The organism is Hymenobacter gummosus, assembly GCF_003970915.1.
GTDB lineage: Bacteria > Bacteroidota > Bacteroidia > Cytophagales > Hymenobacteraceae > Solirubrum > Solirubrum gummosum.
Map to the genome: position 1 here is coordinate 1 of NZ_RXOF01000022.1, position 23,542 is coordinate 23,542.

Annotated in this window: 25 protein-coding genes; 13 read left to right on the plus strand and 12 right to left on the minus strand. The window is 63.2% G+C overall.

Annotated features, from left to right (window positions below; genetic code table 11):
• From traM to EJV47_RS26070, 4 genes are all read left to right on the plus strand, one after another.
• A partial coding sequence (traM, locus tag EJV47_RS26055) for a conjugative transposon protein TraM (RefSeq protein ID WP_126696153.1) occupies positions 1-851 on the plus strand: 851 nt, incomplete at its 5' end.
• A 24-nt stretch (positions 852-875) separates the two neighbouring features.
• Positions 876-1,766, plus strand: a complete 891-nt coding sequence (locus EJV47_RS26060) for a hypothetical protein (protein WP_126696154.1) — start codon at positions 876-878, stop codon at positions 1,764-1,766.
• 6 nt (positions 1,767-1,772) lie between these two features.
• Positions 1,773-2,312 carry a hypothetical protein gene (locus tag EJV47_RS26065; protein WP_126696155.1) on the plus strand — a complete coding sequence of 180 codons (540 nt, stop codon included), beginning with the start codon at positions 1,773-1,775 and terminating at the stop codon, positions 2,310-2,312.
• 15 nt (positions 2,313-2,327) lie between these two features.
• Complete coding sequence (locus tag EJV47_RS26070) at positions 2,328-2,717, plus strand: hypothetical protein (RefSeq protein ID WP_126696156.1); 390 nt, start codon at positions 2,328-2,330, stop codon at positions 2,715-2,717.
• A gap of 138 nt (positions 2,718-2,855) precedes the next feature.
• Here EJV47_RS26070 and EJV47_RS26075 read toward each other — a convergent pair whose 3' ends face one another.
• Positions 2,856-3,116, minus strand: a complete 261-nt coding sequence (locus tag EJV47_RS26075; RefSeq protein WP_126696157.1) for a hypothetical protein — start codon at positions 3,114-3,116, stop codon at positions 2,856-2,858.
• Between the two features lie 545 nt (positions 3,117-3,661).
• Here EJV47_RS26075 and EJV47_RS26080 point away from each other — a divergent pair.
• Genes EJV47_RS26080 through EJV47_RS26090 form a run of 3 tightly spaced genes read left to right on the plus strand, consistent with a single transcriptional unit; the run spans position 3,662 to position 4,866 of the window.
• Positions 3,662-4,105, plus strand: coding sequence for a hypothetical protein (locus EJV47_RS26080; protein ID WP_126696158.1), 444 nt, complete (start codon positions 3,662-3,664; stop codon positions 4,103-4,105).
• A gap of 52 nt (positions 4,106-4,157) precedes the next feature.
• A complete protein-coding gene (locus EJV47_RS26085; protein ID WP_126696159.1) occupies positions 4,158-4,487 on the plus strand; it encodes a hypothetical protein in 330 nt (109 codons plus the stop codon).
• A 1-nt stretch (position 4,488) separates the two neighbouring features.
• Positions 4,489-4,866: a hypothetical protein gene (locus EJV47_RS26090; RefSeq protein WP_126696160.1), complete on the plus strand. Its 378-nt coding sequence runs from the start codon at positions 4,489-4,491 to the stop codon at positions 4,864-4,866.
• 182 nt (positions 4,867-5,048) lie between these two features.
• Here EJV47_RS26090 and EJV47_RS26095 read toward each other — a convergent pair whose 3' ends face one another.
• The 11 genes from EJV47_RS26095 to EJV47_RS26145 all read right to left on the minus strand — a co-directional run bounded on the left by EJV47_RS26095 (position 5,049) and on the right by EJV47_RS26145 (position 18,681).
• On the minus strand, positions 5,049-6,377 hold the full coding sequence (locus EJV47_RS26095; RefSeq protein ID WP_207896003.1) for an ATP-binding protein: 1,329 nt from the start codon (positions 6,375-6,377) through the stop codon (positions 5,049-5,051).
• A 96-nt stretch (positions 6,378-6,473) separates the two neighbouring features.
• Positions 6,474-7,013 (minus strand): TlpA family protein disulfide reductase, encoded by a 540-nt coding sequence (locus tag EJV47_RS26100; protein WP_165903942.1) that lies wholly within the window; start codon positions 7,011-7,013, stop codon positions 6,474-6,476.
• 71 nt (positions 7,014-7,084) lie between these two features.
• Complete coding sequence (locus EJV47_RS26105; RefSeq protein WP_126696162.1) at positions 7,085-10,405, minus strand: hypothetical protein; 3,321 nt, start codon at positions 10,403-10,405, stop codon at positions 7,085-7,087.
• Positions 10,406-10,421: 16 nt separating this feature from the next.
• Positions 10,422-11,675 (minus strand): hypothetical protein, encoded by a 1,254-nt coding sequence (locus EJV47_RS26110; protein WP_126696163.1) that lies wholly within the window; start codon positions 11,673-11,675, stop codon positions 10,422-10,424.
• Between the two features lie 170 nt (positions 11,676-11,845).
• A complete protein-coding gene (locus EJV47_RS26115) occupies positions 11,846-12,319 on the minus strand; it encodes a DUF6122 family protein (protein WP_207896004.1) in 474 nt (157 codons plus the stop codon).
• 384 nt (positions 12,320-12,703) lie between these two features.
• A complete protein-coding gene (locus tag EJV47_RS26120; protein ID WP_126696164.1) occupies positions 12,704-13,318 on the minus strand; it encodes a DUF305 domain-containing protein in 615 nt (204 codons plus the stop codon).
• Positions 13,319-13,455: 137 nt separating this feature from the next.
• The gene (locus tag EJV47_RS26125) at positions 13,456-14,454 is read right to left on the minus strand and encodes a DUF4396 domain-containing protein (protein ID WP_126696165.1); all 999 of its coding nucleotides are present in this window, start codon (positions 14,452-14,454) and stop codon (positions 13,456-13,458) included.
• A gap of 99 nt (positions 14,455-14,553) precedes the next feature.
• Positions 14,554-15,183: a DUF305 domain-containing protein gene (locus tag EJV47_RS26130; protein ID WP_126696166.1), complete on the minus strand. Its 630-nt coding sequence runs from the start codon at positions 15,181-15,183 to the stop codon at positions 14,554-14,556.
• A gap of 117 nt (positions 15,184-15,300) precedes the next feature.
• Positions 15,301-15,906, minus strand: a complete 606-nt coding sequence (locus EJV47_RS26135) for a helix-turn-helix domain-containing protein (RefSeq protein WP_126696167.1) — start codon at positions 15,904-15,906, stop codon at positions 15,301-15,303.
• Positions 15,907-15,932: 26 nt separating this feature from the next.
• Positions 15,933-16,310 carry a cupredoxin domain-containing protein gene (locus EJV47_RS26140; protein ID WP_126696168.1) on the minus strand — a complete coding sequence of 126 codons (378 nt, stop codon included), beginning with the start codon at positions 16,308-16,310 and terminating at the stop codon, positions 15,933-15,935.
• Between the two features lie 40 nt (positions 16,311-16,350).
• Positions 16,351-18,681 carry a heavy metal translocating P-type ATPase gene (locus EJV47_RS26145; protein ID WP_341539283.1) on the minus strand — a complete coding sequence of 777 codons (2,331 nt, stop codon included), beginning with the start codon at positions 18,679-18,681 and terminating at the stop codon, positions 16,351-16,353.
• A gap of 395 nt (positions 18,682-19,076) precedes the next feature.
• Between EJV47_RS26145 and EJV47_RS26150 the strand changes: the two genes are divergently transcribed.
• From EJV47_RS26150 to EJV47_RS26170, 6 genes are all read left to right on the plus strand, one after another.
• Positions 19,077-19,571, plus strand: a complete 495-nt coding sequence (locus EJV47_RS26150; protein WP_126696170.1) for a hypothetical protein — start codon at positions 19,077-19,079, stop codon at positions 19,569-19,571.
• Between the two features lie 129 nt (positions 19,572-19,700).
• Positions 19,701-19,832 carry a hypothetical protein gene (locus tag EJV47_RS28995; protein ID WP_262510241.1) on the plus strand — a complete coding sequence of 44 codons (132 nt, stop codon included), beginning with the start codon at positions 19,701-19,703 and terminating at the stop codon, positions 19,830-19,832.
• 65 nt (positions 19,833-19,897) lie between these two features.
• A complete protein-coding gene (locus tag EJV47_RS26155; RefSeq protein ID WP_126696171.1) occupies positions 19,898-20,863 on the plus strand; it encodes a heavy metal-binding domain-containing protein in 966 nt (321 codons plus the stop codon).
• Between the two features lie 50 nt (positions 20,864-20,913).
• Complete coding sequence (locus tag EJV47_RS26160; RefSeq protein ID WP_126696172.1) at positions 20,914-21,627, plus strand: DUF305 domain-containing protein; 714 nt, start codon at positions 20,914-20,916, stop codon at positions 21,625-21,627.
• A gap of 28 nt (positions 21,628-21,655) precedes the next feature.
• A complete protein-coding gene (locus EJV47_RS26165; RefSeq protein WP_126696173.1) occupies positions 21,656-22,189 on the plus strand; it encodes a heavy metal-binding domain-containing protein in 534 nt (177 codons plus the stop codon).
• Between the two features lie 102 nt (positions 22,190-22,291).
• Entirely contained in the window at positions 22,292-23,542 is a 1,251-nt protein-coding gene (locus EJV47_RS26170; RefSeq protein ID WP_126696174.1) for a TolC family protein, read from the plus strand.

The following is a 23,542-nucleotide window of genomic DNA, read 5'->3' on the forward strand; positions in this document are numbered from 1 at the left end:
CCCTGGTGGTGCCGCGCCGGCGCCTGACGGCCGGGGGTGGCGCCGGCCGCCGGGCGGGCACCGGTTCCGGCCGCGCGGGCCGTGGCCTGGTACCGGCCCGCGATGTGGACGGCACCCCGTTTGAAACCGACCCGGACGTGCTGGCCATGCTGGGCTCCTCGCCGCCGGAAACCCGCGCGGCCTACGAGCGCATGACCGGCAAGCGCTACCGCGACCCCAACCAGACCGCGCAGCTGCTGGCCACCCGCGGGAGCGCCCCCGGCCTGGATGGCTTCAACACCGTGAAAGTGGGCAATGCCAGCCGGATGATGGCTCAGGGCAGCCAGCGCGAGCAGCAGCTGGCCCCGGACGTGTTTTTCAAGTGCGTCATCAACGGCGAGCAGAAGGTGCGTACCGGCTCGGTGGTCATCCTGCGCCTGCTCGAAGACGCCGTGGTGTCCGGGGTGACCTTTCCCAAAAACATGGTCTTTGCCGGCGTGGCCACCGTGGGCACCAACAACGTGACACTGGAAGTCAACCGCCTTGGCCCCACGCGGGTGCAGGCCGACATCTACGACTTCAACTACATGCCGGGCATCATGATTGACCCGGTGAAGCGCGTGGCCCGCGAAGCCGGCATGGCTGGCAACGAGCTGCAGCAACAGACCACCCAGGAAATCAGCACGGCCATCGACCGCTCGGCCTCGGCCGCCAACTCCGTGGTAGGCGTGGGCGGCCGGGTGGCGGCCTCGCTGCTCTCGCGGCCCAAGACCCGCACCAAGCTGCGCGACGTGCTGCTGCCCGACGGCTACCCCATCCTGATTACCACCGCAGCAGCTGGCCAGCTCGGCCCGGAAGCGGCCGTGCGCTAATTCTTCCACCTAACCGATACGACGATGAAAAAGACGCTTTTGCCGGCCCTTGTGGCCCTGGCCCTGATTCTGGTTCCGAGCGCGGACGCCGCGGCGCAGGCCGTCGTGAACGACCCGCTGCACATGGGCGTGCACATCGGCGAGTTTGCCAAGCACCTCAAGCAGTGGACTGAAACGGTCAAAAACTACCAGGTTATCAAAGATGCCAAGCAGATTGCCGGCGTTACCAAGGACATCACCGGGCAGGTGAAGGACATCACCGACCAGACCCTGCAGCTGCAGCGCCAGGTGCAGGCCGACCTGCGCAAGGTACAGAGCATTCAGGATTTGCGCCTCTCCAACCCCCAGGAGCTTTTTGCCCGTGCCCTGGCCATGTCGGGCCGGGGGCAGAGCAACCAGTACATGCCCGTGTTTCAGAAAGCCGAGCGCCTGCGCCAGGCCCTGCAGCTCAACAACCCCCAGCAGGATTTGAACACGGTGTACGACGTGTTTTCGCGCTTCGGCTCCGGCGCCACGGCGGGCAACAACCGCATGAGCTCCCGCGAGTACCAGCTCAAGCGCGAAGAAGCGGCCGTCTCCACCTTTGCCTACGAGGAGATGATGCAGAAAAAGAAGATTGCCACCGCTTTCGGCTACTACAAGATTGCCGACGAGATGACCCAGCAGAGCATCGAGATGAACGCGACGCTCAAGAACCCCGGCCGCTACGCCATGACCGAAGGCGAGCGGATGGTGGCCCTGAACACCTCGAACGACAACATGATTAAGGCCATGCAGCTGCGCCAGGAAGCCGACCGGCTGCTGGCCGAAGCCGCCCAGCCCGGCCCTTCGCGGCAGGCCGCCGAAATGGTCTACTCCGACATTCTGGTGCAAAACGCCCTTATCAAAGCGGACCGGGCCCGTCCCCGCCACTAACCCCTTATGAAGAATATCTTGCTAGTGGCCCTGCTGCTGGCGGGGGCCGGCGCCGTGCCGGCCTTCGCCCAGCGCCACGTTCAACACATGGCCAGCTGGGGCGCCCACCGGGGCCGCTCCGAACAAGGCGACTACTACGAGTTGAGCTACACCAGCATGCTGACCAACCGCCTGGCCCTGCGCGCCAGCGGCCTGCGCGAGACGGGCACCCTCAGCGGCCGCGGCGACTACGCCAGCTACGCGGGGCGGGTGCTGCTCGCGCCGCAACTGTTTCGCCTGGGCGAAGTCGTCTACGTGCACCTGCTGCTCGGGGCCGGGGCCGGCTACGAGCGCACGGGCGAGCATGGCACCGGCGAGCCCGCGACCGACGCACAGCAACCCCAGCGCTTCACCTACGGCCCGCAGGCCGGGGCCGAGGCGGACGTGTTCCTGGGCAACCGCTTCTCGCTGGTGGCCACCGCCACCAAGGGCTACCTCTTCAACAATCCCCTGCTCGACCAATGGCCCGGCTACGCCAGCGCCGGCCTGCGGTATCATTTCCGCTAACTCTCTTTCTGCGCTATGAAACGACTTGCCACCCTACTCCTGAGCTGCGCCGCCCTGGCCACGGCCAGCAGCTGCGCCAAGGACGACGCGATGCCCACCGGGCCCAAAGAATACCAGGTAGAGTACCGCATTTCCTCCACCACGGCCCCGCAATCGGACTACATCAGCTACGACAACGAAAGCGGCGGCACGACCACGGTCAACAACGTGCCGCTGCCGGCGACCTACCGCTTCAAGCGCACCCTGAAGCAAGGCGACCATGTTGGCTTGCTGGCCAGCCTCGACGGCGGCACGGCCGCTTCGGAAATCACCGCCGCTATCCTGCTTGATGGCAAGGAAGTGAAGAAGGAAACCGGGCGTGGCGCCAATGCGCAGGCCGTACCGGTGTATGTAATAGGGCAGTAGGGAAGAATTGTACCCCGTCCTGCCCACGGGCTGCCCCGGGCGCTGCCGGCCTCCCGCCGTGGGTGCGGCTGGCCCCAACCAGAGGTCCCAACAAAGGCCGACCAGGTTTCCTGGTCGGCCTTTGTTCTTGGGGCTTGATTACTCCGCTTCGACCAGCTCGCGCTGCAGGCATGTCCGCAGCTGCTCGTAGGCTTCCGGGCACAACCGAATGACCGGCTCCTGGGCGGTGCAGTACAGCAAGGTGGGGTCGGCCAGCGCTACGGCACGGGCCCAGGCAGCTGCGGGTACTTCCGCGGAAAGGGGTAGCAACGGGGTGAACTCTTCTTGGATAAGCCGAATCACCAGCGCCTGCACGGTCGGGCAGAGGCTGGAAAAGCGGCGATAGGGGCTCGCAGCCATAACAGTAACGTCAACGGAAAGGAATGAAAACGCCTTGCCTACGGCCAACTTGGGGGCCGGGCAGGAGATGGGGCAGCAGCCACCTGGCCACCCGGGAGGGCGCGGGGACAGCTGCGACGAGGAAGCGTTACGCGAGGGAGCCCACAAACAGGGCGGGCCGCTGCTGGATGGGCAGCGGCTGCCGGCGAGCCCAGCTCAGCCAGTCTGCGGCAAGGCCTGCTGACGAGGGGCAACTATGCAAAGCGTAGGATTTCAAAGCCAGCATACTCGGCAATCAGTTTGTCAGGCAAAGCTAGCCATTACGCCCATACTGGACGTGAGTTTGGCATTCTCGCCTGTAAAATTGTTAGTAATCGGGCCCCAAAGTTGCCATGAGGATGGCCGGCGCTCGTTACGGTCGGTGCCTTACTCGGGTGAAGCCGAGCTTGAGCGCCAGTCGCACGCCTCGTTAGAACGCCGACACTCGCTCCTTATTGGAAATTATTTGCCAATTTCAGCTTCTACCTTAGGTTTTATCCTCATCAGCTACCCCTAGAGCTTCGTCCATGGAACAACCGAACACCTGGGCCAACCTGCCGGAGCTTCTGCACCAGCTCGAAGCGGACCTCAGCGACCCGGCCGTGTATTACTTACTGGGCGGGCACTACTACGACCGCGACAACCACCCGCAGCGCCGGCACTACCCGGCCGTGTTTTCCCTGCACCACGGTGAGGTTGCCAACCTGGAGGTCGGGCCGGACTTCGTGGCCTTCGACGCGGAATTGGTGCGCTACCCGGAAGACGACGAGCCGCACGCGCCCGGCCCCTGGGTTGACCGCTTTCGCGCGACCATTCCCTTCGCGCAGCTCTACCAACTGCTGCGCAAAGTCGTGCCCGCCGGGGAGGCAGTAGGCGAAACGCTTGCCTTTCTGCCGACCGAGGCGGTGTACTACAACGAGCGGGTTCACCGCGAGTATTACCCGACCCCGTGGACCATTAACCAGCCCTGATTACTGCCTTATGCCCCGCGAGCCGCATGCGTTAGTCGCCGTTCTGCACCACGTGCAAGCCGGCCTTGCCAACCCGCAGCACCATTACCTGGTGTGCACGAACTACTTTCAGACCGAAAGCGGGCCCGTGATGCTCGGTACCCTGCACCTGCATCAGAGTACGGTCTGGCAGCTGGTCATCGGCGCGGAAGACTTCACCTGCGAAGTGCTGCTTGACTCCACCGACCTCCAGCACCGCTCGCCCATCCGGGTGTCCTTTGACCAGGTCTGGCAGGTCATGCAAGGCGACGGCCCTCAGTTTGACGGGGATAATCCGGAAGACCTGCTCTACGAAAACACCAGTGCCCTCTCGGCCTTTGCCCGGCAGGGCCTGCCCCAGTAAGATGGAAGAACTGCTCCAGCCCCGCCACCCGCTTGACAAGCACCACCAGGCCCAGCTGCAGGCCCTGCAGCAGCTGCCTGAAAGCCAGCGGGCCGAAATGGCCCGGCTGTTCCGCCTGGGCAACGCCACCTACCGCTACCAGCAGCTGGCCGACGGGGAGGTAACGGAAGCGGATTACCAGCACTGGCTGGAAGGGCTACCCGAGCGCTTTCGCCAGGCCATGGAGCGGGACGGCTTTGAAAGCGCCAAGCGCAGCCTGGCCCTGCGTCGGCACGCGCTGGAGCGGCGCGACGTGGGCTACGCCGCGTTCATGCAGGCTATTCTCTCCCCGGAGGACTGGGCCTTTGAGCAGCAACAGCGCGCAGCTGCTGGCTTGTAGCTCGGCTTCAGCTGCGCCCGGCAGCGCATTAGCCGTGCCTCTAGGTGGCCATGTTAGCAGCCCCGTGAGCCCATGCTGAGCCCATTGCGATGGCACGTAAATCTGCCGAAAACGGCGTTTTTACGCCTCCTAGGCACTTTTAGCAATTCCTACCCGCGAGTGGTGAGCCCTTTGTGAGCCCTTTAGGGTTCGGTGAGCGTGTACTGTGTGCCCACCCCCGTTTTGCCGGACTTCTGCAGCCAGCCGCCTTTTTCCAGCTCGCTCAGGTAGCGGGTGGCGGTGGGCTTGCTGACGCCCAGCTGCTGCTGCACCACGGTGTTGGTGATGCTGCCATGCTGCCCGGCGTAGAGGAGCACCGGCGCCAGGTCGGCGCGCACGCCCTGGGCCTGCCAGTAGGCCACCGAGTAGGCGGCAAACGCCACCACAAACCCCGAGGCCTCGAAGTAGAAGCGCGGGGCCGGCAGGTGCGCCGCGCGGCACTCGTTCAACATCTTGATGGTGCCGCGGCCCCAGGATTCGATGTAGCCGGCCCGGAACAGGGTGTTGGCCACGTCCGGATTGAAGGGCTTGGAAGGGTGCTTGCGCAGCAGGTTCTCCACGGTCCAGCTGTCGGGAAGGTGGCCCTCGTTCCAGAACTGCAGGCGGTCCTGGTACACGCTAATCTGCACGGGCGTGCCGCCGCTGTAATCTTTGTGGGCCAGTGCGTTGAGCAGCGCTTCGCGCAGGGCCGCCGCCGGGAAGGGCGGCTCCTCGACCCGGCCGGCGCCTTCGTAGCGCACCTGGGCCCGGGCGTACTTGGTTTGCAACAAATCCAAGGTGCGCTCCACCTGCACGAGCAGCGGCCCGTGCACCTCGTCCTGGTAGCGCAAATCGTCGTCCGTGGCAAAGAAGCCAATCTTGACGTAGGCGCCGGTAACGAACCGCTCGGGCGTGGGGTGAAACAGCAGCACGGCGGCCCGCTTCAGGTACTCCCCGTCGATGAGGTTCAGGTTGTCGAGCAGGGCTTCGTTGCCGTCGTGCAGTACCTGCTCGTCCACCCGCCCGCTTTTGGCCGCGCGCTGGCGAAACAAGTCAAAGGCTTCCGCCGACAAATCCGCCGCCGCGACGCCCGGCACCGGCACGCCGTCCCAGCGCTTGCCCTGCTTCTGCAGCAGAAACGCGCTCAGCGCCGGTCCGCGTAGCTCCTGCTTGGTGCTGCCGCTGCGAAAGTGGTACTGGCCGCGGTAGCTGATGGGGTAGGGGTAAGGCTCAACGACAATTTCCAGATACTCCAGCCCACCTTCCTCGTGGCGGTTGACTTCCACCAGGATGCCCATCAAATCGCGCACCTGGTTCGGTAAATCTTCCAGCAGCTTGCGAATGCCCGGCAGGCCCACCACCTGCCCGTCGTCGTTTTTGCCGATGAAGATGCGGCCGCCCTGGGCATTGGCAAAGCCGCAAATCCACTGGAAGTACTCCGGCCGCCACGATTCCTTCCACTCGATGTTTTGCTGCTCGCGGATAGTGCTCATGGATAAAGGAGGGGCGACTGGTAAAGGAACAGGCTGGCTAATAGTTGGGCAAGTTACCCAATTCTAAGGCGGCAAACAGCACGAAACAGCCCGTCGTTAGCGGCCCTGCAGCTGCCGCAGGAAGCCCACCATCTGCTCGTTGTTGTAGTCGCCCATGCCCTCGTGGCGGTCCACGATGTCGCCGTTGGGTGCAATGAGGAAGGTCGTGGGAATGGACTCGGTGTCGAACACGGCCGGTACGGGCCCCGCGAGCGTGTACACCGGCATGGTGAACCCGCGGCGGGCAACAAAGCGCCGGGCCTTCTCCGGGTTTTCATCGAGCGAGAGCAACACCAGCACTATGTTGTCGCTCTTGGTCTTCTCGTGCAGCCGCTGCAGGCCGGGCATCTCGGCAACGCACGGCGGGCACCAGGTAGCCCACAGATTCAGCAGAATCACCTTGCCGCGCAGCTGCGCCAACGATACCACCTGGCCGTCTAACGTCCGTAGCGGCAGGCCATAATCCGCTTTGGGCACCGGCTTGGTGGGCAGCGCTGCACTCCGGTGGAACAGCCCGGTTGCCAGCAGGGCCTGCTGCGCCCGGCCTAGAACTTCGGTATGCCAGCCCGTGAGATACAGCGCGAGCGGAATGAGCACGTAGAGGGCTGGGCGAAGCCAGTGGCGGACCGTGTGAGGAGGTTGTTTTTTTTCCTCATTCCCGCGACGGCTCATAGCAAGGGATTATTAGTGTCATTGACATCCAGCTGCACGTTGAAGCGCTCATTCATAAACTGGCGGACCGCGCTTGGATTCGGAAAACGAGCGTTACTCTGTAGTCTGAATGAGTTTAAGGAGATAAGTGGCATCTGTTCCAAGCTCACTCTGAAATCCCTGGACTGGAATGCCTCTAAAGGGAAGAATGCCTGCTTTTCCACTTCATCGCGCTGCAAGAGCTGCTTAAACTCATTTTGCAGCGCAGCTTGGTGCTCCGCTTCCGATGCAAAGCTTTTTCCTTCTAGCATTCGGTTGGCTTTGTACGAGCCCATGAAATTCATCATGGCAACAACTATTTGCCAATCCGGCCACCCTTCTGCACGCAACCCTTGCAACCAAGCGCTGTACCCGGCTTCCTGCTTCAAATGGGCCAAGGTCTGATGAATGTTGTGCGTCGCTTTCTCAAAGCGATTCGCAATGCTTTGCAAGGCGCTTGCTTGGTTATACTTTTTGCTCAGCCCCTCCTTGGCATGCATCATCGGGTTTGGCAAGGGGAAATCAGCTCGCGTAGGTAACGGGCTGAAAATATCGCGGCGATAGTCATTAAATCGCTCCTCTGAGAACAAGGAGCGATACATTCGTTGGTAAGAGGTTGCTTGCAAGGACTTCGCGCCTAGGTTACTTTCCGTGAAAAGGCCCAAAAATGCTTGCTCAAATTCAGCGGTTGGCAACAAGCTGAGGTCCTGCAGCACGGCTTTCAAGGTAGTGCTCACGAATGCCGCCCCCATTTTGACTTCTTCGTAGTCAGCGCTGTCGACGGGCTGCACAAATACCTTCCATTTGGCTTTGCTGTTATCCGGCAATTGCTCTGGTTCACGTGGTGCAGCGGTTTGCTCAAGGGTGAAGTCCACTACGGTGCCAGGCAAATGGAAGTCCGTCTTGGCTAGCGCAATTTCGGCGAGCAACACCTGCAGCATGGCACAGAAGTCTTCTCCTAAGGCGGTAGACCCGTACGTGTTAGGGAAGCGCACGTGCCACTCTATGCCCAAGGCGTGAAATCGAACAGTCCGCTCTGGTCCCATGTCATTGAGCGGTGCGTCGGCAAAATTCCGCGTCAGGCCAGCCAGGAGTTTAGGCTCCGGTAGTTCGACCTGCAGCATAGCCAACACGTCGTCTAAGTAGTCGTCTTTGAGGTACCCGGCAGCGGTCAGTTTCTCCTGAGCCATCTGCTGCAAACCAGGCGCAAGCAGGGGCGCAGCGTACAAAAGGAACCCATAGTTCATGATGATTTTACGAGGCATGTCGGCCTCCTCTGCATCAATGGGCTGCGTATCAAACTGCTCCCGTGTCCTGAAGTAGTACTCGAAATCCAGCAGCGCACTCAGCCAGGCCCCTTGGACAAAATCGGCGTGGAAGGCCATGCCATACCCCTGGGCAATTCGCTTCGCAAGTTTCCGGCTCCCTTTCTGCCAGCTTACCCAGGCAGCCCATAACCCGTAGTACTTGGCTGCGAAATGCATGTCCAAGGCGCTATAGACTTGGGCAATATTCAACAACGCGAGGGTATAACCCTCAAAGGTTTCCTCTTGGAGCCACAGTGCTTTGGCCTCGTGAAAGTCGCGCAGGGCCTTCAGCAGGGAAGACGGGTTTTTAGACTCCAGGTAGGTAGCGCCAGATGCTACCAGACGACGTGCCCGCTCATGGGCGCCCTTCTTTTTCTCAACCACCGCGTCCAGCCGCCCCGCATAATCCTTGAACGCATCTATTAGCGTCTCGTTCCCTTCCTCATCCAGCTTAATCAGGAGACGAATGTGGGTATGAATTCGGCTGCTTAGTTGCGTTGCGTTGTAGAGCGGGGCTTGGTCCAGCACAGCCAGTAGCTGTTCTAATGGAGCCATGATTTTAGCTACGTTCTCCTCGCTACGGTCTTGGCTGCCCGCAAAAAAGTACAGATTCGCGGAACACTCCAACAGCCGACATAAGTCGGAAGGATTGCGCGGTTGGCTGATGAGCAGGTCCAGTTGTTGCTTGAATTGCCGAAGCCAGCCAGCTGTTTCAGCTGGTGTCAAAGCGGATTTGCCGTTCAAGGACGAGGCCGTAACCAGAAACAGCAGGCTCTGAATATCCTCAAACTCTGCCGCGACGGTAAACGAGGAGAAGTCGCTGAAATACTCCCGCACATACTCTTCGCACCCGAACAGGTCACCGGCGGCGGGCTCCAAGTACTCCGTCGGCCGCATCCGAAGCCAGATGAGCTCGTAAAGCGCCTGCTTTCGCTCCGCTGGCTGCTGGGCCAAGTTGGCAACGTACCAGTTTAGTAGCCCAATCCAGAACGCGTCGTGCGCCTGCAAATTCTTAGCGTTGCGGCAATACGACACGGCCTGCAACACCTCGTAAAATTCACCGAGGCGAACGTCTTCCGGCTGGCCCAGGTCGTTCCACTTGGTAAAGACTTCGTGGTACCACAGGTCTTCCAAAGTGCCCGCCTGCAACAACAGATTGGTTAGCTCTCCGTTGACAAGCTTCCGGTCTTCCGGGGCTTGCTCAGACGCTTTTATGTCCACCCGCATGCAGAGCATGCCCAGGAACCCCTTGCGTCGCTCCTTGGGCATATCAGGTAGCATTGCTACCAACTCCTCTAAACGGGCGATGGTCCCTTTAAATGCGCTATCAGGGCTCACCCCATCAAAGCGCCACTTAATCCGGCGCGTGAAGTCCTCCCAATCCTGGTCGGTAAGTTGTTGAAAAACGGCTACGGCCTCCTGCAAGGCTTGGCTATCGGCCTGCAGTGCCAGCAGTGCCGGGGCATCCTCCGCCTTTTTCTTCAGTTTATCGGCCAACTGTTCCGCGAGCTGGCTCGTGCGCTCGTCCACGTATTCCGTTACCAGCGACTTTACCTTGAGGGCGCATTGGGAAAGCAACGCGTCGGGAAGCGTGTCCTGGTTCGCAACCCAGGTACGCAGCAAATCAGCCTCATTGCCCTCACGGTGCTCCGCAACTCGGCTGTTCGCTTCAAAAACAAACTCTTTGTCCTTGGCCGCATAATCGGTTTTGACGTGGAGCATGAAGAAGTGGGCCACCGCCTTCTGAATCTCCTCACTTCGAAAAGAGAACGGCGTAGAGTAGAGCTTTAATTGCCGGAACGTGGCCGCTTGGGTCAGTTCATTGTGCTGGAAGATATCCTCCTCGTAATCACAGTAAATGGCCTCGTCAACCTGGTTGAGATAGTTTTCCAACCACGTTTCAACCGTTTTGAACACTTGGTATTGGTAGCCACGCATTGAGGCGCTGGCGTCCGTGTTCTTCGCAAAGAGAAAAAGCTTAGAAATACTCATGTAGAGGGTAGAAGGCCTAGTGATTAACTGCCCGCGCAATCTTGAGCAAGGCCTCCGGCGAATGGCCAAACTTGCACAGCGCCTCGCAGTGCTGGCGCAGCTCCGAGAACAGGATATAGCGAATCGTGGCGCCGGCGGCGCGGATGGCCGGGCGCGAGAGTTGGGCCTGCACTTCCTTTTCGCGGGCGTCAGGCACGACCAGATAGAGGGCCGTCTCGTGCTCGGGCATGGAGAAAGCCAGGTCAGTCAGGCGCAGGATGCCCGAGTAGATGCTGGTGCTTTTCTCTACCTCGAAGGCGGCCACCACGCGGTTGGTGCCGGGCGCAAACCACACCACATCAATCAGGCGAATGGTGGTGGCCACCTCGGCCGACACGGGCAGTTCGGGGTGCTGGTCGAGGCACAAAAACGAGAGCTTCTGCCCGGCGCATATCCGGTTGCGGTCGTTGATGGCCGTCGTCACGTCGCAGCCCAAGGCCTTGCCCACGCGCAGCAGGTGGTGCTGCATCTCGGTGTGCTGGTTTTCCTCCTGGGCCTCAGTCTGCACCTCCTGGTGGCGCTTGCGGGCCTGCTGCTGGTACTTGTCGCGGTCTTCGTCGCTGGCAAACTGCTGGTCGCCGGCAATCATCTTCTTCACGCCCACGTCGAAGAGCAGGCCGCTCAGGGCGCCGTAGTCGAGGCTTAGGTGCTGGCGGTGCTCCTGGTTGAGGTCGCGCAGCCGGTCACGCATGCGCAGGTATTCCGACCAGGAGCCCAGCTTGATTTTCTCCCCGAACAGCGCGTTGAAGCCGTTGACGATGGCGGTGTTAAAGGGCGGCATCAGGGTGGGGTGCAGGAAATACAGGATGCTGGCCACGGCCGGGCCCAGCCCCTTGATTTTGCGGCGGTCAAGCAGGTCAATTTCCTTGAGCAGCTGCTGCTCGGTGGTGGCCGCCAGGCAGCTTTCCAGAAACTGGCCGAAAGCGCGCTTGTTTTCCTCGTGCTCGTAGATGTCGGGAATGCGCAGCTTGGGCTTCCAATAGAAGGGGTGGGCCGCGCCCTGAAACACCTGCTTCTGCTCGCTGATGACGCTGAGCACGAATTCCAGCGAGGTGCCCTTGAAGTCGTTGCCGAAGCTGCCCGCCTTGATGTCCTTGACCACCTGTTGCACCCCGCGCCGGATGGAGCGAAAGGCCTTCAGGCGCTCCTCGTTGTTGATGAACCAGGTGTTGTAAACGGACTCGGAATCGGCCTTGTATTGCTGGATAAGAGGCGGCAGCGCAGCGGACATAACGCGGAACGGTGAATTAAAACCCTAAGATGGGCAGAACCCGCGGACCGCCCAACCAGAGGCCAAAAACCCCAGCTATTCAGGCACCTTAACGCTTAACAAAACGGTGCCCGTAGCACCGGCAGGGATGCTTCCGGACGCAAAGTCGGGGCGCAGCTCCCAAAGCGGCGTCACCCGTCCTGCTTACGACTCAGCAGCTTCCGAACCCAGTCGACCACTGGCCGAATACGGGCGTTGAGATAACACTCGCGGCAGTAGCGAAAAGACCACAAGCAGTCCACCGTATCCGTGAACAGGTGGAAGAGCACGCCCACGGCGATAATATTCGTCGGTGGGGGCAGCAGCAGCATCAGGGCATACACCGGGATGGCATAAAACGAATGCAACGGATGATACCCCACACTGCAGCGCCCGGGGTCGAAGACAGGGGTCGCCAGCAAGTGGTCCAGGTCGATGAGCATCGTGGCCAGCAGGATGAGGTAGGCGCCGGACCACATCGCGGGGAACAGCACCAGGGCCAACACCGCCGGAAACAGAAAGTGCAAGCTGTAGTGCACCAGCGTTTGCGCCCGGAAAAACCGACGGGCGGGTGGCTGATGAGGCTCGCGCAACGCCGCCGCCCGGGTGGCGGTATCGCCGGCCACCGTGCTGGTGTCAGACGGCCTTTCGGCTACTCGGCTTGCCTGCTGCTTCTGGGTAAGGGAACGGGAGTTCCCCGTGTCCGCAACCTGGGTCTGGGGCCGCGCTGGCACCGCTACCGGGCGTGGTGCGCTGGCAGGCAACGCAGGGCCGACCACCTGTGCCGAATCTGGGCGCGGTCTCGACCGCGGTGGGGCGGCTCCGGCCACGCCGGCAAACCGGGGCACGAGTGCGGCAGAACGGCACCCACCGAGTAGCAGGGCCAGGCCGGCGGCGATACACCGGAGCAGGCAAAGCACGGGGAAAGGATACATGGGGGCGCAGTACAATAGGACGAAAACGAAAAAGGCAGCTCGGGCGGAGCTGCCTTTCCCCAAACCGGCCGGCGCTTACCGGTTGCGGGTCAGCCAATTCTGCAGGGTTGCAATTTCCTGGCGCTGGTCGGTAATGATGGCCTGGGCCAGGGCGCGGGTCGTGCTGTTGCGGCCGTGCTGCAGCAGGGCTTCGGAGTTGTCAATGGCCGCCTGGTGGTGGTCGACCATGAGCTGGGCGAAGTCGTAATCCGGCCGGCCCGTCATCGTGCGCGCGTCACTGGCGGCCATCATGCGGTCCATGTTGGTTTTCTGCAGCTGGTTGAACTGCGGCACCAGCGGGGTTTGCGGCTGGTGGCTGCTCAGAAAGGCGTTGAACTGGCCAATCTCTCCCTGCTGCTTGGTAATAATGTCCTGGGCAAGGGTTTTCATTTCCTGGTTCGAGCCGGTGCGCAGCTCTTCCTGGGCCATCTTGATGGCGGCCTCGTGGTGCAGCACCATCTGCGCGGCAAAGTCGTGGTCCGGGTCCTGGGTCTTGGCCTGCGCGTCCATCTGCGTCATCATGTCCATCATGATTTTCATGTACGGACTCTCGTGTTTCATGTCGTCCATGTCGTGGTCCTTCTTGCAGGCGGTCAAGAAGAGTCCCAGCGCGAGGAGGCACAGCAGGGGCAGGCGTAGGTAACGGGTCATGGGGAGAGTGCGAGGTGGAAATAACACCTCAGAAACGTCGAGCTGAGCACGCTTGTTTTTACATCAAAACCGCCATTTGCTTGCATAATTTCCAGTGTAACGCTAGCCAGGGCAACTGGCGGGCCGCTGCGGCACTGTCACATCTGGTGCCCGGGCATCGACATGCCGGGCATGTCCATCATGGGCTCGCCGGGGCGCATGGACAAGTCGCCGTAGCGCGTCGCCAGCCAGTAGCCCACCGCCAGCATCAGCAGGGTAAGCACCGTGACCACGGCCTTGCGCCCGCTGGACACGTGGCGCCCACCGCCCATCGCCATACCCGGCATATCGTGGGCGGACGCGGCCATCGTGTGCCCGGCGTGAAGGGAAGCAGCTGGAACAGCGGGCGCCGCGTGGTGCATACCGGCCATTGGATGCCCTGCAGGCGCAGCCGGACTTACCTCTTCCCGGGAGGCCCCGCCTTTGCCCAAGGCCCGCTCGGTGCCCATGCCGTGCTTGAGCTGGTTTTTGACCAGCCAGTAGTTCACCGGGTACGACACGACCACGCCCACCAGCGTCGCGGCCGACATCACCGCCCAGAACCAGGGCGAGGTGGCTTCCATGGCCCGCATGTCGCGGCTCATCAGGATGACCATCGTGGGCAGCATGCCGGCCATCATGGCGTTCATCGACATCCACTCCGGCAGAAAGGATTCGCGCAAGGCCTGGCCGTAGCTCATGCGCATCATGTCCTTCATGAACAGGGCCTGGAAAATGAACAAGCCGAAGACGAAGCCGGCCAGGTACTCCACCCAGATGTCCACGCCCATGCGCAGCCGAAAGTAGCCGGTGATGGCCGCGGCCACGATGATGCCCGTGGCGTCGCCGGCCGCGCAGTGAATGGTGGAGCCCACCGCTTGCTTCCACATGGGGGCCACGAACTGCTCGTGCGTCCCGGGCGCCGGCTCCCGGCAGGAAAACCAGTAAATCAGCAGCCCCACGGGGCCGGTATAGAGCGTCACCAGCACCCAGCCGTACTTCATCACCTTCATTTCCGGGGTGCTGGTAAACAGGTCCCAGGCCACGTAGGCCACGGACAGGGCCGTCAGGCCAAACCACACCCACAGCAGGTAATCGGGAAACAGGGGCGTATTCATGGCGTGTAGCAGCGGGGCAGTAGGGTAGAAAGGGGGCGGGAACAGAAAAGAGCGGCTTTGGGGAAAGCCGCTCTGTTGCTGGTGGGGGCGGAAGGCCGATTAGAACTTCTTGTGGGCCAGCAGCCAAGCCTGCAGGTCCTTGATTTCCATTTCCTGGTCGTCGATGATGTTGTGGGCCAGCGTTTTCATGGCATTCTCGCGGCCGTACTCGATTTCCGCCTGGGAGTTTTCCATGGCGCTGCGGTGGTGGTCGACCATGAGCTGGGCGAAGTCGTAGTCAATGTCGCCGGTAAGCGGCCGCAGGTCGTTGGCCTGCATCATGCGCTCCATGCTCTCCATCTGCTTCGTGTTGAACGCGGGCACGGCCGGGGCGTGGGCGGGGTGGCTGCTGAGAAACGCGTCGAGCTGCTGAATCTCGGCCTGCTGCTTGGTGATGATGGTCTGGGCCATCCGCTTCATGTCGGCGTCCTTGCCGCTGCGCAGTTCCTCCTGGCTCATGGTGATGGCGCCCTGGTGGTGCATCTTCATCATCATGGCGAAGTCGTTGTCCGGGTCCTGGGTCTTGGTCATGGCCATCATCTGCGTCATCATATCGTGCATCATGCGCATGAAGACGTTGTCGTCGTGGGCCTGCACTTTCAGGCCGTCGGAATCGTCCTTGTTACACGCGGTCAGGGTAGTGAAGGCAAGCAGACAAGCAAACAGGGGGAAGCGAAGGGAGCGAAGCATAGCAACGGGGGGTTAAAGCGTCGGCAACAAAAGCGTTACCCAGGCTAAACGGCAGAGTACAGTGTCCGTTTGCGCACGATTGGCCCGAAACCCTTGCAAAGTTTCCAGCCCGGCGCCTTACGTGAGCTCGGCCAGGCTCAGGCGCCCGGCGCTGCCCGGCCCCAGCCGCTGGTAGTCCGAGGGCGACATGCCCGTGACCTGCCGAAACTGGTTCGTCAGGTGGGCCGCGCTGCTGTAGCCGAGCCGCTTGGCCACGCTGGCCACGTTTTCGTCCTGGTAGCTGAGCAACTCCTTGGCCCGCTCCACCTTTTGGCGGATGATGTATTTCTCCAGCGTGAGCCCCTCGCGCACGGAGAACTGGTGCGACAGGTACGCGTACGAGCGGCCCACCCGCTCGCTGATGTAGTGGGAGTAGGTGTGAAACGGCTGCTGCTCAGCCGGCGTGTAGTGCACCAGCTCCACCACCACGGCTTTTACCTGCTCGATGAGTTGGTCGCGCGGGTCTTCGACCAGGGCGAAGCCGTACGCCTGCAGCGCCTCCTGCACCCGCTGCTCGTCCACGGGGCTACCGTCGGCGGTGCGCACGTTGGCCGCGCCCAGGGCCACGGCGTCCACCAGCAACCCGGCCTTTTCCAGTTCGCGCTGCACCACGCGCAGGCAGCGGGGGCATACCATGTTCCGGATGGACAGGCGCACGCCCCCGGCCGCGGGAGCGGGCAACACGGACGTGGCGGACTGCGGCATCGTCATCATTTTACGACCAGACTACCCCGCAGCATGTGCATGCCGCAGGTAAACTCAAAGGTACCCGCTTGCTGGGGCAACAACTCAATGGCCGTGGTTTTAAACGGCGCCAGCTCGCGCCGGATGTTGAAGTCGGGCAGCAGCAGCTCCTCGGAGCAGGAGTTTTCCTCGTCGCGGTAGAAGTTGAGCTGCACGGGCTTGCCGTGCTCCACCTCAATAACGTTGGGCGAGTAGCCGCCCTTCACCACGATGTCGACCTGCTGAATGCCGGCCGACGTCGAAACGGCCGCGGCCACCCGGTGCGGGGCCAGAAAGAAAAACCAGCCCACGAAGCCCAGCAGGCCCACGCCCACCAAGGTCACGATTATCTGCGTCGTATCCATCAGAAGAAGAAACAAAAGGGAAAGAACATTACCGCCAGACCTAGGCCGTCCGCTTGTAGCCGCGCAGGCGCAAGGAGTTGGTCAGCACCGACACCGAGCTCAGGGCCATGGCGCCGGCGGCCAGCATGGGCGAGAGCAGCCAGCCGGTGAGCGGGTACAGCAAGCCGGCCGCAATGGGAATGCCCAGCGTGTTGTAGATGAAGGCGAAGAACAGGTTCTGCTTGATGGTGCGCATGGTCTGGCGCGAGAGGTCCATGGCCGTGACCACGCCCTGCAGGTCGGAGCGCATGAGGGTAATGCCGGCCGCTTCCATGGCCACGTCCGTGCCGCCGCCCATCGCTAAGCCAATGTCGGCCTGGGCCAGCGCCGGGGCGTCGTTGATGCCGTCGCCCACCATGGCCACGGTGCGGCCCTCGGCCTGCAGCTGCTTCACCTTGCCGGCCTTGTCAGCGGGCAGCACCTCGGCGAAGTAGCGCGTGATGCCCACCTGCTCGGCCACCTTGGCGGCGGTCTGCGGGTTGTCGCCGGTCATCATCACCACCTCGATGCCCTCGGCCTGCAGGGCCTGGATGGCGGCCCGGCTGGACTCGCGCACGGTGTCGGCGACCCCAATCAGGGCCACGACCTGTCCGCCGGTGGCGGCATAGAGCACCGTCTTGGCCTCGCTGAGCAGCCGGGTGGCGGCCTGCTCGGTGGCGGCCGATACGGCTACCTGGTGCTCGTCGAGCAAGCGGCGGTTGCCCAGCAGGTAGGGTTGGCCGTCCACGGTGGCGCCGGCGCCCCGTCCCTCAAACGCGCGGAAGCCCGTGGCCGGCAGCGGCGCGGCGCCCTGCGCGTCGGCGTAGCGCACCACGGCTTCGGCCAGCGGGTGCTCGCTCTGCCGCTCCACGGCGGCCAGCCGCGGCAGCAGCTGGGCGGGGTTGACGCCGGCGGTGGGCAAGAAGTCGGTTACGCTGGGCTCGCCGCGGGTAATGGTGCCGGTTTTGTCGAGCAGCACGGTGGTTACCTTCTCGGCTTTTTCCAGCGCTTCAGCGTTGCGAATCAGCACGCCGTGCTCGGCGCCCTTGCCGGTGCCCACCATGATGGCCGTGGGCGTGGCCAAGCCCAGCGCGCAGGGGCAGGCAATGATGAGCACGGCCACGAAGTTGACCAGCGCCAGCGGCAGGCGCGAGGCGTCGGGGGCGAAGTCAAACCAGAGGATGAACGTGCTGATGGCAATCATGATGACCACCGGCACAAACACGGCGCTGACCTTGTCGGCCAGCTGCTGGATGGGGGCGCGGCTGCCCTGGGCTTCCTCCACCAGTTTCACAATCTGGGCCAGCATCGTCTCCGAGCCCACCCTGCTGACGCGGAAGCGGAACGAGCCGGTTTTGTTGAGCGTGGCCCCGAACACCGGGTCGCCTTCCTTCTTTTCCACCGGCAGGCTCTCGCCCGTGAGCATGCTCTCGTCCACGGCCGAGTGGCCGGCGAGCAGCACGCCGTCGGTGGCCACCTTCTCGCCAGGCCGCACCAGCACCTCGTCGCCAATCACCACGTCTTCAATCGGCACGTCCACTTCCTGACCGCCCCGCACCACGCGGGCCGTCTTGGCCTGCAGGCCCATCAGGGCTTTAATAGCCGCCGACGTCTTGGACTTGGCCCGGCTCTCCAGCACCTTGCCCAGCAGAATGAGGGCAATGATGGTGGCCGTGGTGTCGTAGTAGACCTCGGGCATGAGGCCGTGCTGCATGAACCAGTGCGGAATCAGCGTGGCGGCCAGGCTGTAGCCAAAGGCCGCGCCCGTGCCCACGGCAATGAGCGTGTCCATGCTGGCGGTGCGGTGCTTGAAGCCGTTCCAGGCCGACACGTAAAACTCGCGGCCGCTGTAGAAGAGCACCGGCAGGGTCAGGGCCAGCAGCACGTAGTTCAGCAGCGGCGTCGAAATGCGGCTCATCAGCGACGGCCAGAGCATGAGCATGCTCAGCGGCATGATGACCACGGCCAGCGTCACGGCCACCTGAAAGCGGCGCTTCAGCTTCTGGTAAGCCTGGGCTTTGCGCGCGTCCAGTTCCTGGTCGGAGGCCAGCACGCCCGGCGACGCCGGGGCCGCGGGCTCGTGCACGCCGTAGCCGGCCTGTTCCACGGCGGCCTTGAGGCCCGCGCGGTCAATCTGGCCCGGCAGGTATTCAATGGTGGCCTTTTCACTGGCCAGGTTGACGGTGGCCCGCTGCACGCCGGGCGTGCGGTTGAGGGCCTTCTCCACGAAGTTGGAGCAGGAGGCGCAGGTCATGCCCTCGATGTTGAGGGTAGCCGTCTGGGTCCCGCCGGCGGGGGCCGCGGGCAGGGCCGGCTCCGCCGGCGCGGGGTGGTGATGCGGTATGGTTTCCACGGGATGTCGCGTTAAAAAGGCGGCGGTGCCGCCGCTTGCAATGGGAACACGAAGTAAACTCGGTTCGGTACCCATTGGATGTGCAGAATTGCGCCTGGCGCTTGCAAGATTTGTACTTGCCCGGGGCCTGACGCCTCGCACGTGTACAATTCTGCCCGGGGCTTACATAATTTCTACGCCGGCCAGCCGACAAACCGGCTCCGCAGGCAAAGGCGTACGCCTGATTCGGCGCGTAAACGCCACGCAGCCCCCTTTTTCGGGTTCAGGCGGCGAAAGGAGGTAGCAGAGGCCGCAAGCCGGCCCCGCGTCGCGGTGAAGTACTATTTAAACCTTTCGAATAATTTTGCCGTTGCTTCAGACCAATGTTCCGACTCAAGACCCATTCTAGACGCGCTGTGGCGGCCTCCTTGCTGGTGGTCTTCCTCAACGTGTTCTTTGGGCAAGTCGTGTGCGCGCTGGCGATGCCGGCCGCCCCGGCGCCGGTCGCCGCCCACAAGCACCCGGCCGGCACCCCGGCCCATCAGCACGGGCACGGGCACAAGCACGGCTCCGGGCACCAGCATTCGGCGACTCACGCGCACGGCAAGGGCCACGACGCGGCTAGCACGCACCACCACGACGATAAAGTCCCGGGCTCGCACCAGCACGGCCCCAAGGGCGCCTGCTGCCAGGACGACGCCGCGGCCGTGTGGGCGGCGCTGGGCCACCCGCCCAAGGCCGGCATTGAGAAGATGACCTTTATGCCGGTGGCCTTGCCGCCGGCCCCCCAGGGCGTGGTCGTTCGCTTTCAGCAGTGGGACCGCACGCAGCCGGTGCTGCTGGTGGCCCGCCGGCACCTGAAGCCCAAAATACCCGACATCCGCATTTTCATTCGGTCCCTGACGGTCTGATTGCTCCGACGCGCTACGGCTCGCGCCGGCACGGCTTTGCTGTGTCCGGGGCGGGCCTTTTCGTTTGCCCGTCGCGCCGGTGTTCCGGCCCCCCACCTCCCCCATTTTCCTGGTTTTAGCTTCCCGGCAATGAAGAGTTGTTGCGAAGAAGCCGGTGCGCCGCCCCCGCGGGGGCCGGGCCGCCGCCTGCTCGCTTACCTGCTCTACGCCGTGCTGGCCGCCGCCCTGGGCTTCGTGCTCTGGCAACAGTGGCAGGCCTAAGCGCACGCGAGAGCCCCCCCGCCGTCCTGTTACGGCCCCGATGTGTATCACCCATTTCCCACACCATGTTTCGCGTACCCGTTACCCTGCTGGCCGTAGCCAGCGCCCTGACCATCACCGCCGGCTGCTCCTCCGACTCCGCGTCGAGCAGCGCCACCAACACCGTGACCACGCCGACCGAGGGGCCGGCCGAAGGCACGGCCGAGCACAGCGGCGGCCACACCTACGCCTGCCCCATGCACCCGGAAGTCACCAGCACCAAGGCGGGCGAGAAGTGCCCCAAGTGCGGCATGAAGCTCGAACACAACGACCAGGCGGCCGGCAACGGCAAGACCTACGCCATGCAGTTTGCGGCGGCGCCTGCCCCGCCCACGGCCGGCCAGCCTGCGCAGCTGCTGTTCACTCCCCAGGAAGTAGGCAATGAGGCCGCGCCCGTACCCCTGGCCGTGGTACACGAGAAGAAGATTCACCTCATCATCGTCAGCAAGGACCTGGGCCAGTTCTACCACGAGCACCCCGAGTACACGGCCGAGGGCAACTACAAAGTCAACTACACCTTCCCCAAGGGCGGCGACTACGTGCTGTTTCAGGACTACACGCCCACCGGTGCCGGCCACCAGCTGGGCCGCCAGCCCCTCACGGTGAAGGGGCCAGCTTATGCCCCGGTAAAGTTCAAAAACGACGACATGCAGTGGACCGGCGACGGCTACCAGGCCACGCTCAGCTTTGACAAGCCCCTGCAGACCGGCCAGCTGCTGGGCATGAAAATCAACATCACCAAAGACGGGCAGCCGGTGACGGACCTCGACAACTACCTCGGCGCGCTGGGCCACGTGGTGGTCATCAGCGAAGACACCGAGCGCTACCTGCACGTGCATCCCAACGACCAGGCCGACAAGGGCCCGGCCATTGGCTTCAACACCAACTTCGAGGCCCCCGGCCTTTACCGCGTCTTCCTGCAGTTCAACCACGGCGGCAAGATTCACACCGGCGACTTTACCATCAACGTGAAGGGCCCGGCCGCCAGCTAAGACCAGCTGTTTTCGATTCCTTTTCCAACCCCTCCAACCAAACCAACCCCATGAAAAAGCCCGCTTTCTTCCTCGCCGCCCTCTGTTCGGGCACCCTGCTGCTGGGCAGCTGCAACAGCGACAAATCCGCTGACTCGACGGCCACGACGACGGAAACCACGTCGACGGACGCCACGGCTTCCGGGGACATGGCCGGCATGAACCACGACGCGCCCGCCGCCAACGGCGACTCGCCCATGATGGCGGCCATGAACGACATGATGGCCAAGATGCACGCCATGAAGCCCAAGGGCAACACCGACCACGACTTCGCCCACCACATGATGGAGCACCACCGCGGCGCCGTGGCCATGGCCGACATCGAGCTGCGCGACGGCAAGGACGCCACCCTGCGCCAGATGGCCAAAAAAATCAAGGCCGACCAGCAGCGGGAAATTGCCGAGATGGAGCCCATCGCCGAGCGCTTGGATGCGGCGCCCACCAACTACAAGCCCCAGGACCCGAGCGACCCGTTCACCAGCCAGATGAAGGCCTCGATGGACGGCATGATGCAGAACATGCCCAAGGCAACAGGCAACGTGGACCAGGACTTCGTGGGCATGATGATTCCTCACCACCAGAGCGCCGTCGACATGGCCAAAGCCGAAGTGGCTCATGGTAAGGACACCAAGCTCAAGGAAATGGCGCAGAAGATGATTGATGCCCAGCAGCAAGAAATCCAGCAGTTCAAGGACTGGCAGACCAAAAACGGCACCCAGCAATAACCCTTTCTTTTTCTCCTACCCCCTTTTTATGAAGTTCTCTGATTTCCTGCTGGCCGGCACCCTCCTGCTGCTGGCTCCCCTCTCCCTTTCGGCCCAGCACGGCCACGGTCAAGGACACAACGCCGCCGGCGAAACCCACGCCCATAAGGCTCCGCACGGGGGCATCGTGCGCACGGCGGGCAAGTACCACGTGGAACTGGTGCTCCAAGGCGGCCAGATGACCGTGTACCTGCTCGACGGCAAGGAGCAGACCCAAGCCAACAAGGGCCTGACGGGCACGGCCATGGTCCAGCAGGGCGGCAAAACCACCACCGCTGCGCTGGCGGCGTACGGCGATGACCAGCTGCGCGGCGCACTGCCGGCCGGGGCGACGCCCACCACGGCCATTATTACGCTGCGCCGCGGCGGCGAAACCATCAGTGCCCGCTTCGACAAGCTGGCCAGCACGAGCGCCAAAGCCAAAGCCGCGGCCTACGAGTGCCCCATGAAGTGCGCGGGCAGCGCCAGCGACAAGCCCGGCTCCTGCCCCACGTGCGGCATGGCCCTGGTGAAAAAAGCGTAGGCGGAGCCTGTTTTTCGGACGCCCGGCGTCCGGGCCCTCTCCGTCCGGGCCGTCCGCCGCTGCCCCGGCGGGCGGCCCCCTGACGGGCCCTAACCTGAACCTATGAAGTATCTGACCATGAGAAGCGCGGTGAGTAGCGTGCTGGTGCTGGCCTGGCTCCTGCTGCTGGGGCCGGGCCGGGAAGCAGCGCGCGCGCAAACCCCCATCCGCCTCGACAGCGCCGAAGCCCAGAGCCTGCGCCGCCACCCACGGCTGCGGCAGGCGGAGCGGGAAATTGAGGAGCAACGCGCCCTCAAGCGCGGTTCGTTCGCGCCCGCCAACCCGGACTTTCTGTTTTCGGCCCCCACGGGGGAAATGTGGGCCCCGGGCGTGGTGCAAACCATTGACCTGCCCAACGTGTACCGGCGCCAGCGCCAGGTGGCCCAGGCCGGCGTGAGCTTGGCCGAACGCAACCGGGAGGTAAGCCGGGCCACGGTGCTGCGCGACACCCGCCTGGCCTACCTGAACCTGCAATTCGCCGAGGCGCAGGTGCGGCAGCTCACCTACCAGGACAGTTTGTTCCGTGCCCTGCGGCTGGCCACCGAGCGCCTTTTTGCCGCCGGCGAAGTCACCTCCCTGCAGCGCATCAGCACCGATGCCGAGGCCCGGCAGGTCACCGTGCAGCTGCAGCAGGCCACGGAAGACCAGCGCGCCGCCCAGCGCCGCCTGGGCTTGCTGCTGGGCCGCCCCGACGAGGCCCTGGCCACCAGCACCGACCTGCGCCGCAGCGGCCCGGAGCTGGCCCAGGCGGGTGGGACCCTGCTGGGCAGCTTGCCCGCGGCCGACAGCGCCGCCTTGGTGCGCAGCCCCACGCTGGCCGCCGCCCAGCAGAACGTAGCGCTCAGCCAATCGGGCATTAGCCTGGTGCGCGCCCGGCGCACGCCCGCGCTAACGCTGGGGTATCAGAACCAGGCGTTTGAGAATTCCCAAATCAAGTACCGCTTTCAGTTCGGCGTGTCCGTGCCCATCTGGTTCTGGACCTACCGCTCGCAGCTGCAGGCCGCCACGGCCCGCAGCCAGGCGGCCGGCTACCAGCTGCAAACCCAGCGCCTGGAGCTGGGCACCCAATACCAGCAGGCCCTGGCCGACACGCGCAAATTCTCGGCCTCGCTGGGCTACTACGAGCAGACCGGTGTGCCCCAGTCGCGGGCCATCATCAGCCAATCCCAACGACTTTTCAAGGCAGGCGAAATCAGCTATCTGGTGCTGATTCAAAGCCTCAATCAGGCCTTTACCATCCAGAACACTTACCTGACCACCATCCGCGATTACCGTCAGGCCCTCATCGAACTCAACTACCTGCGGGGTGAATAA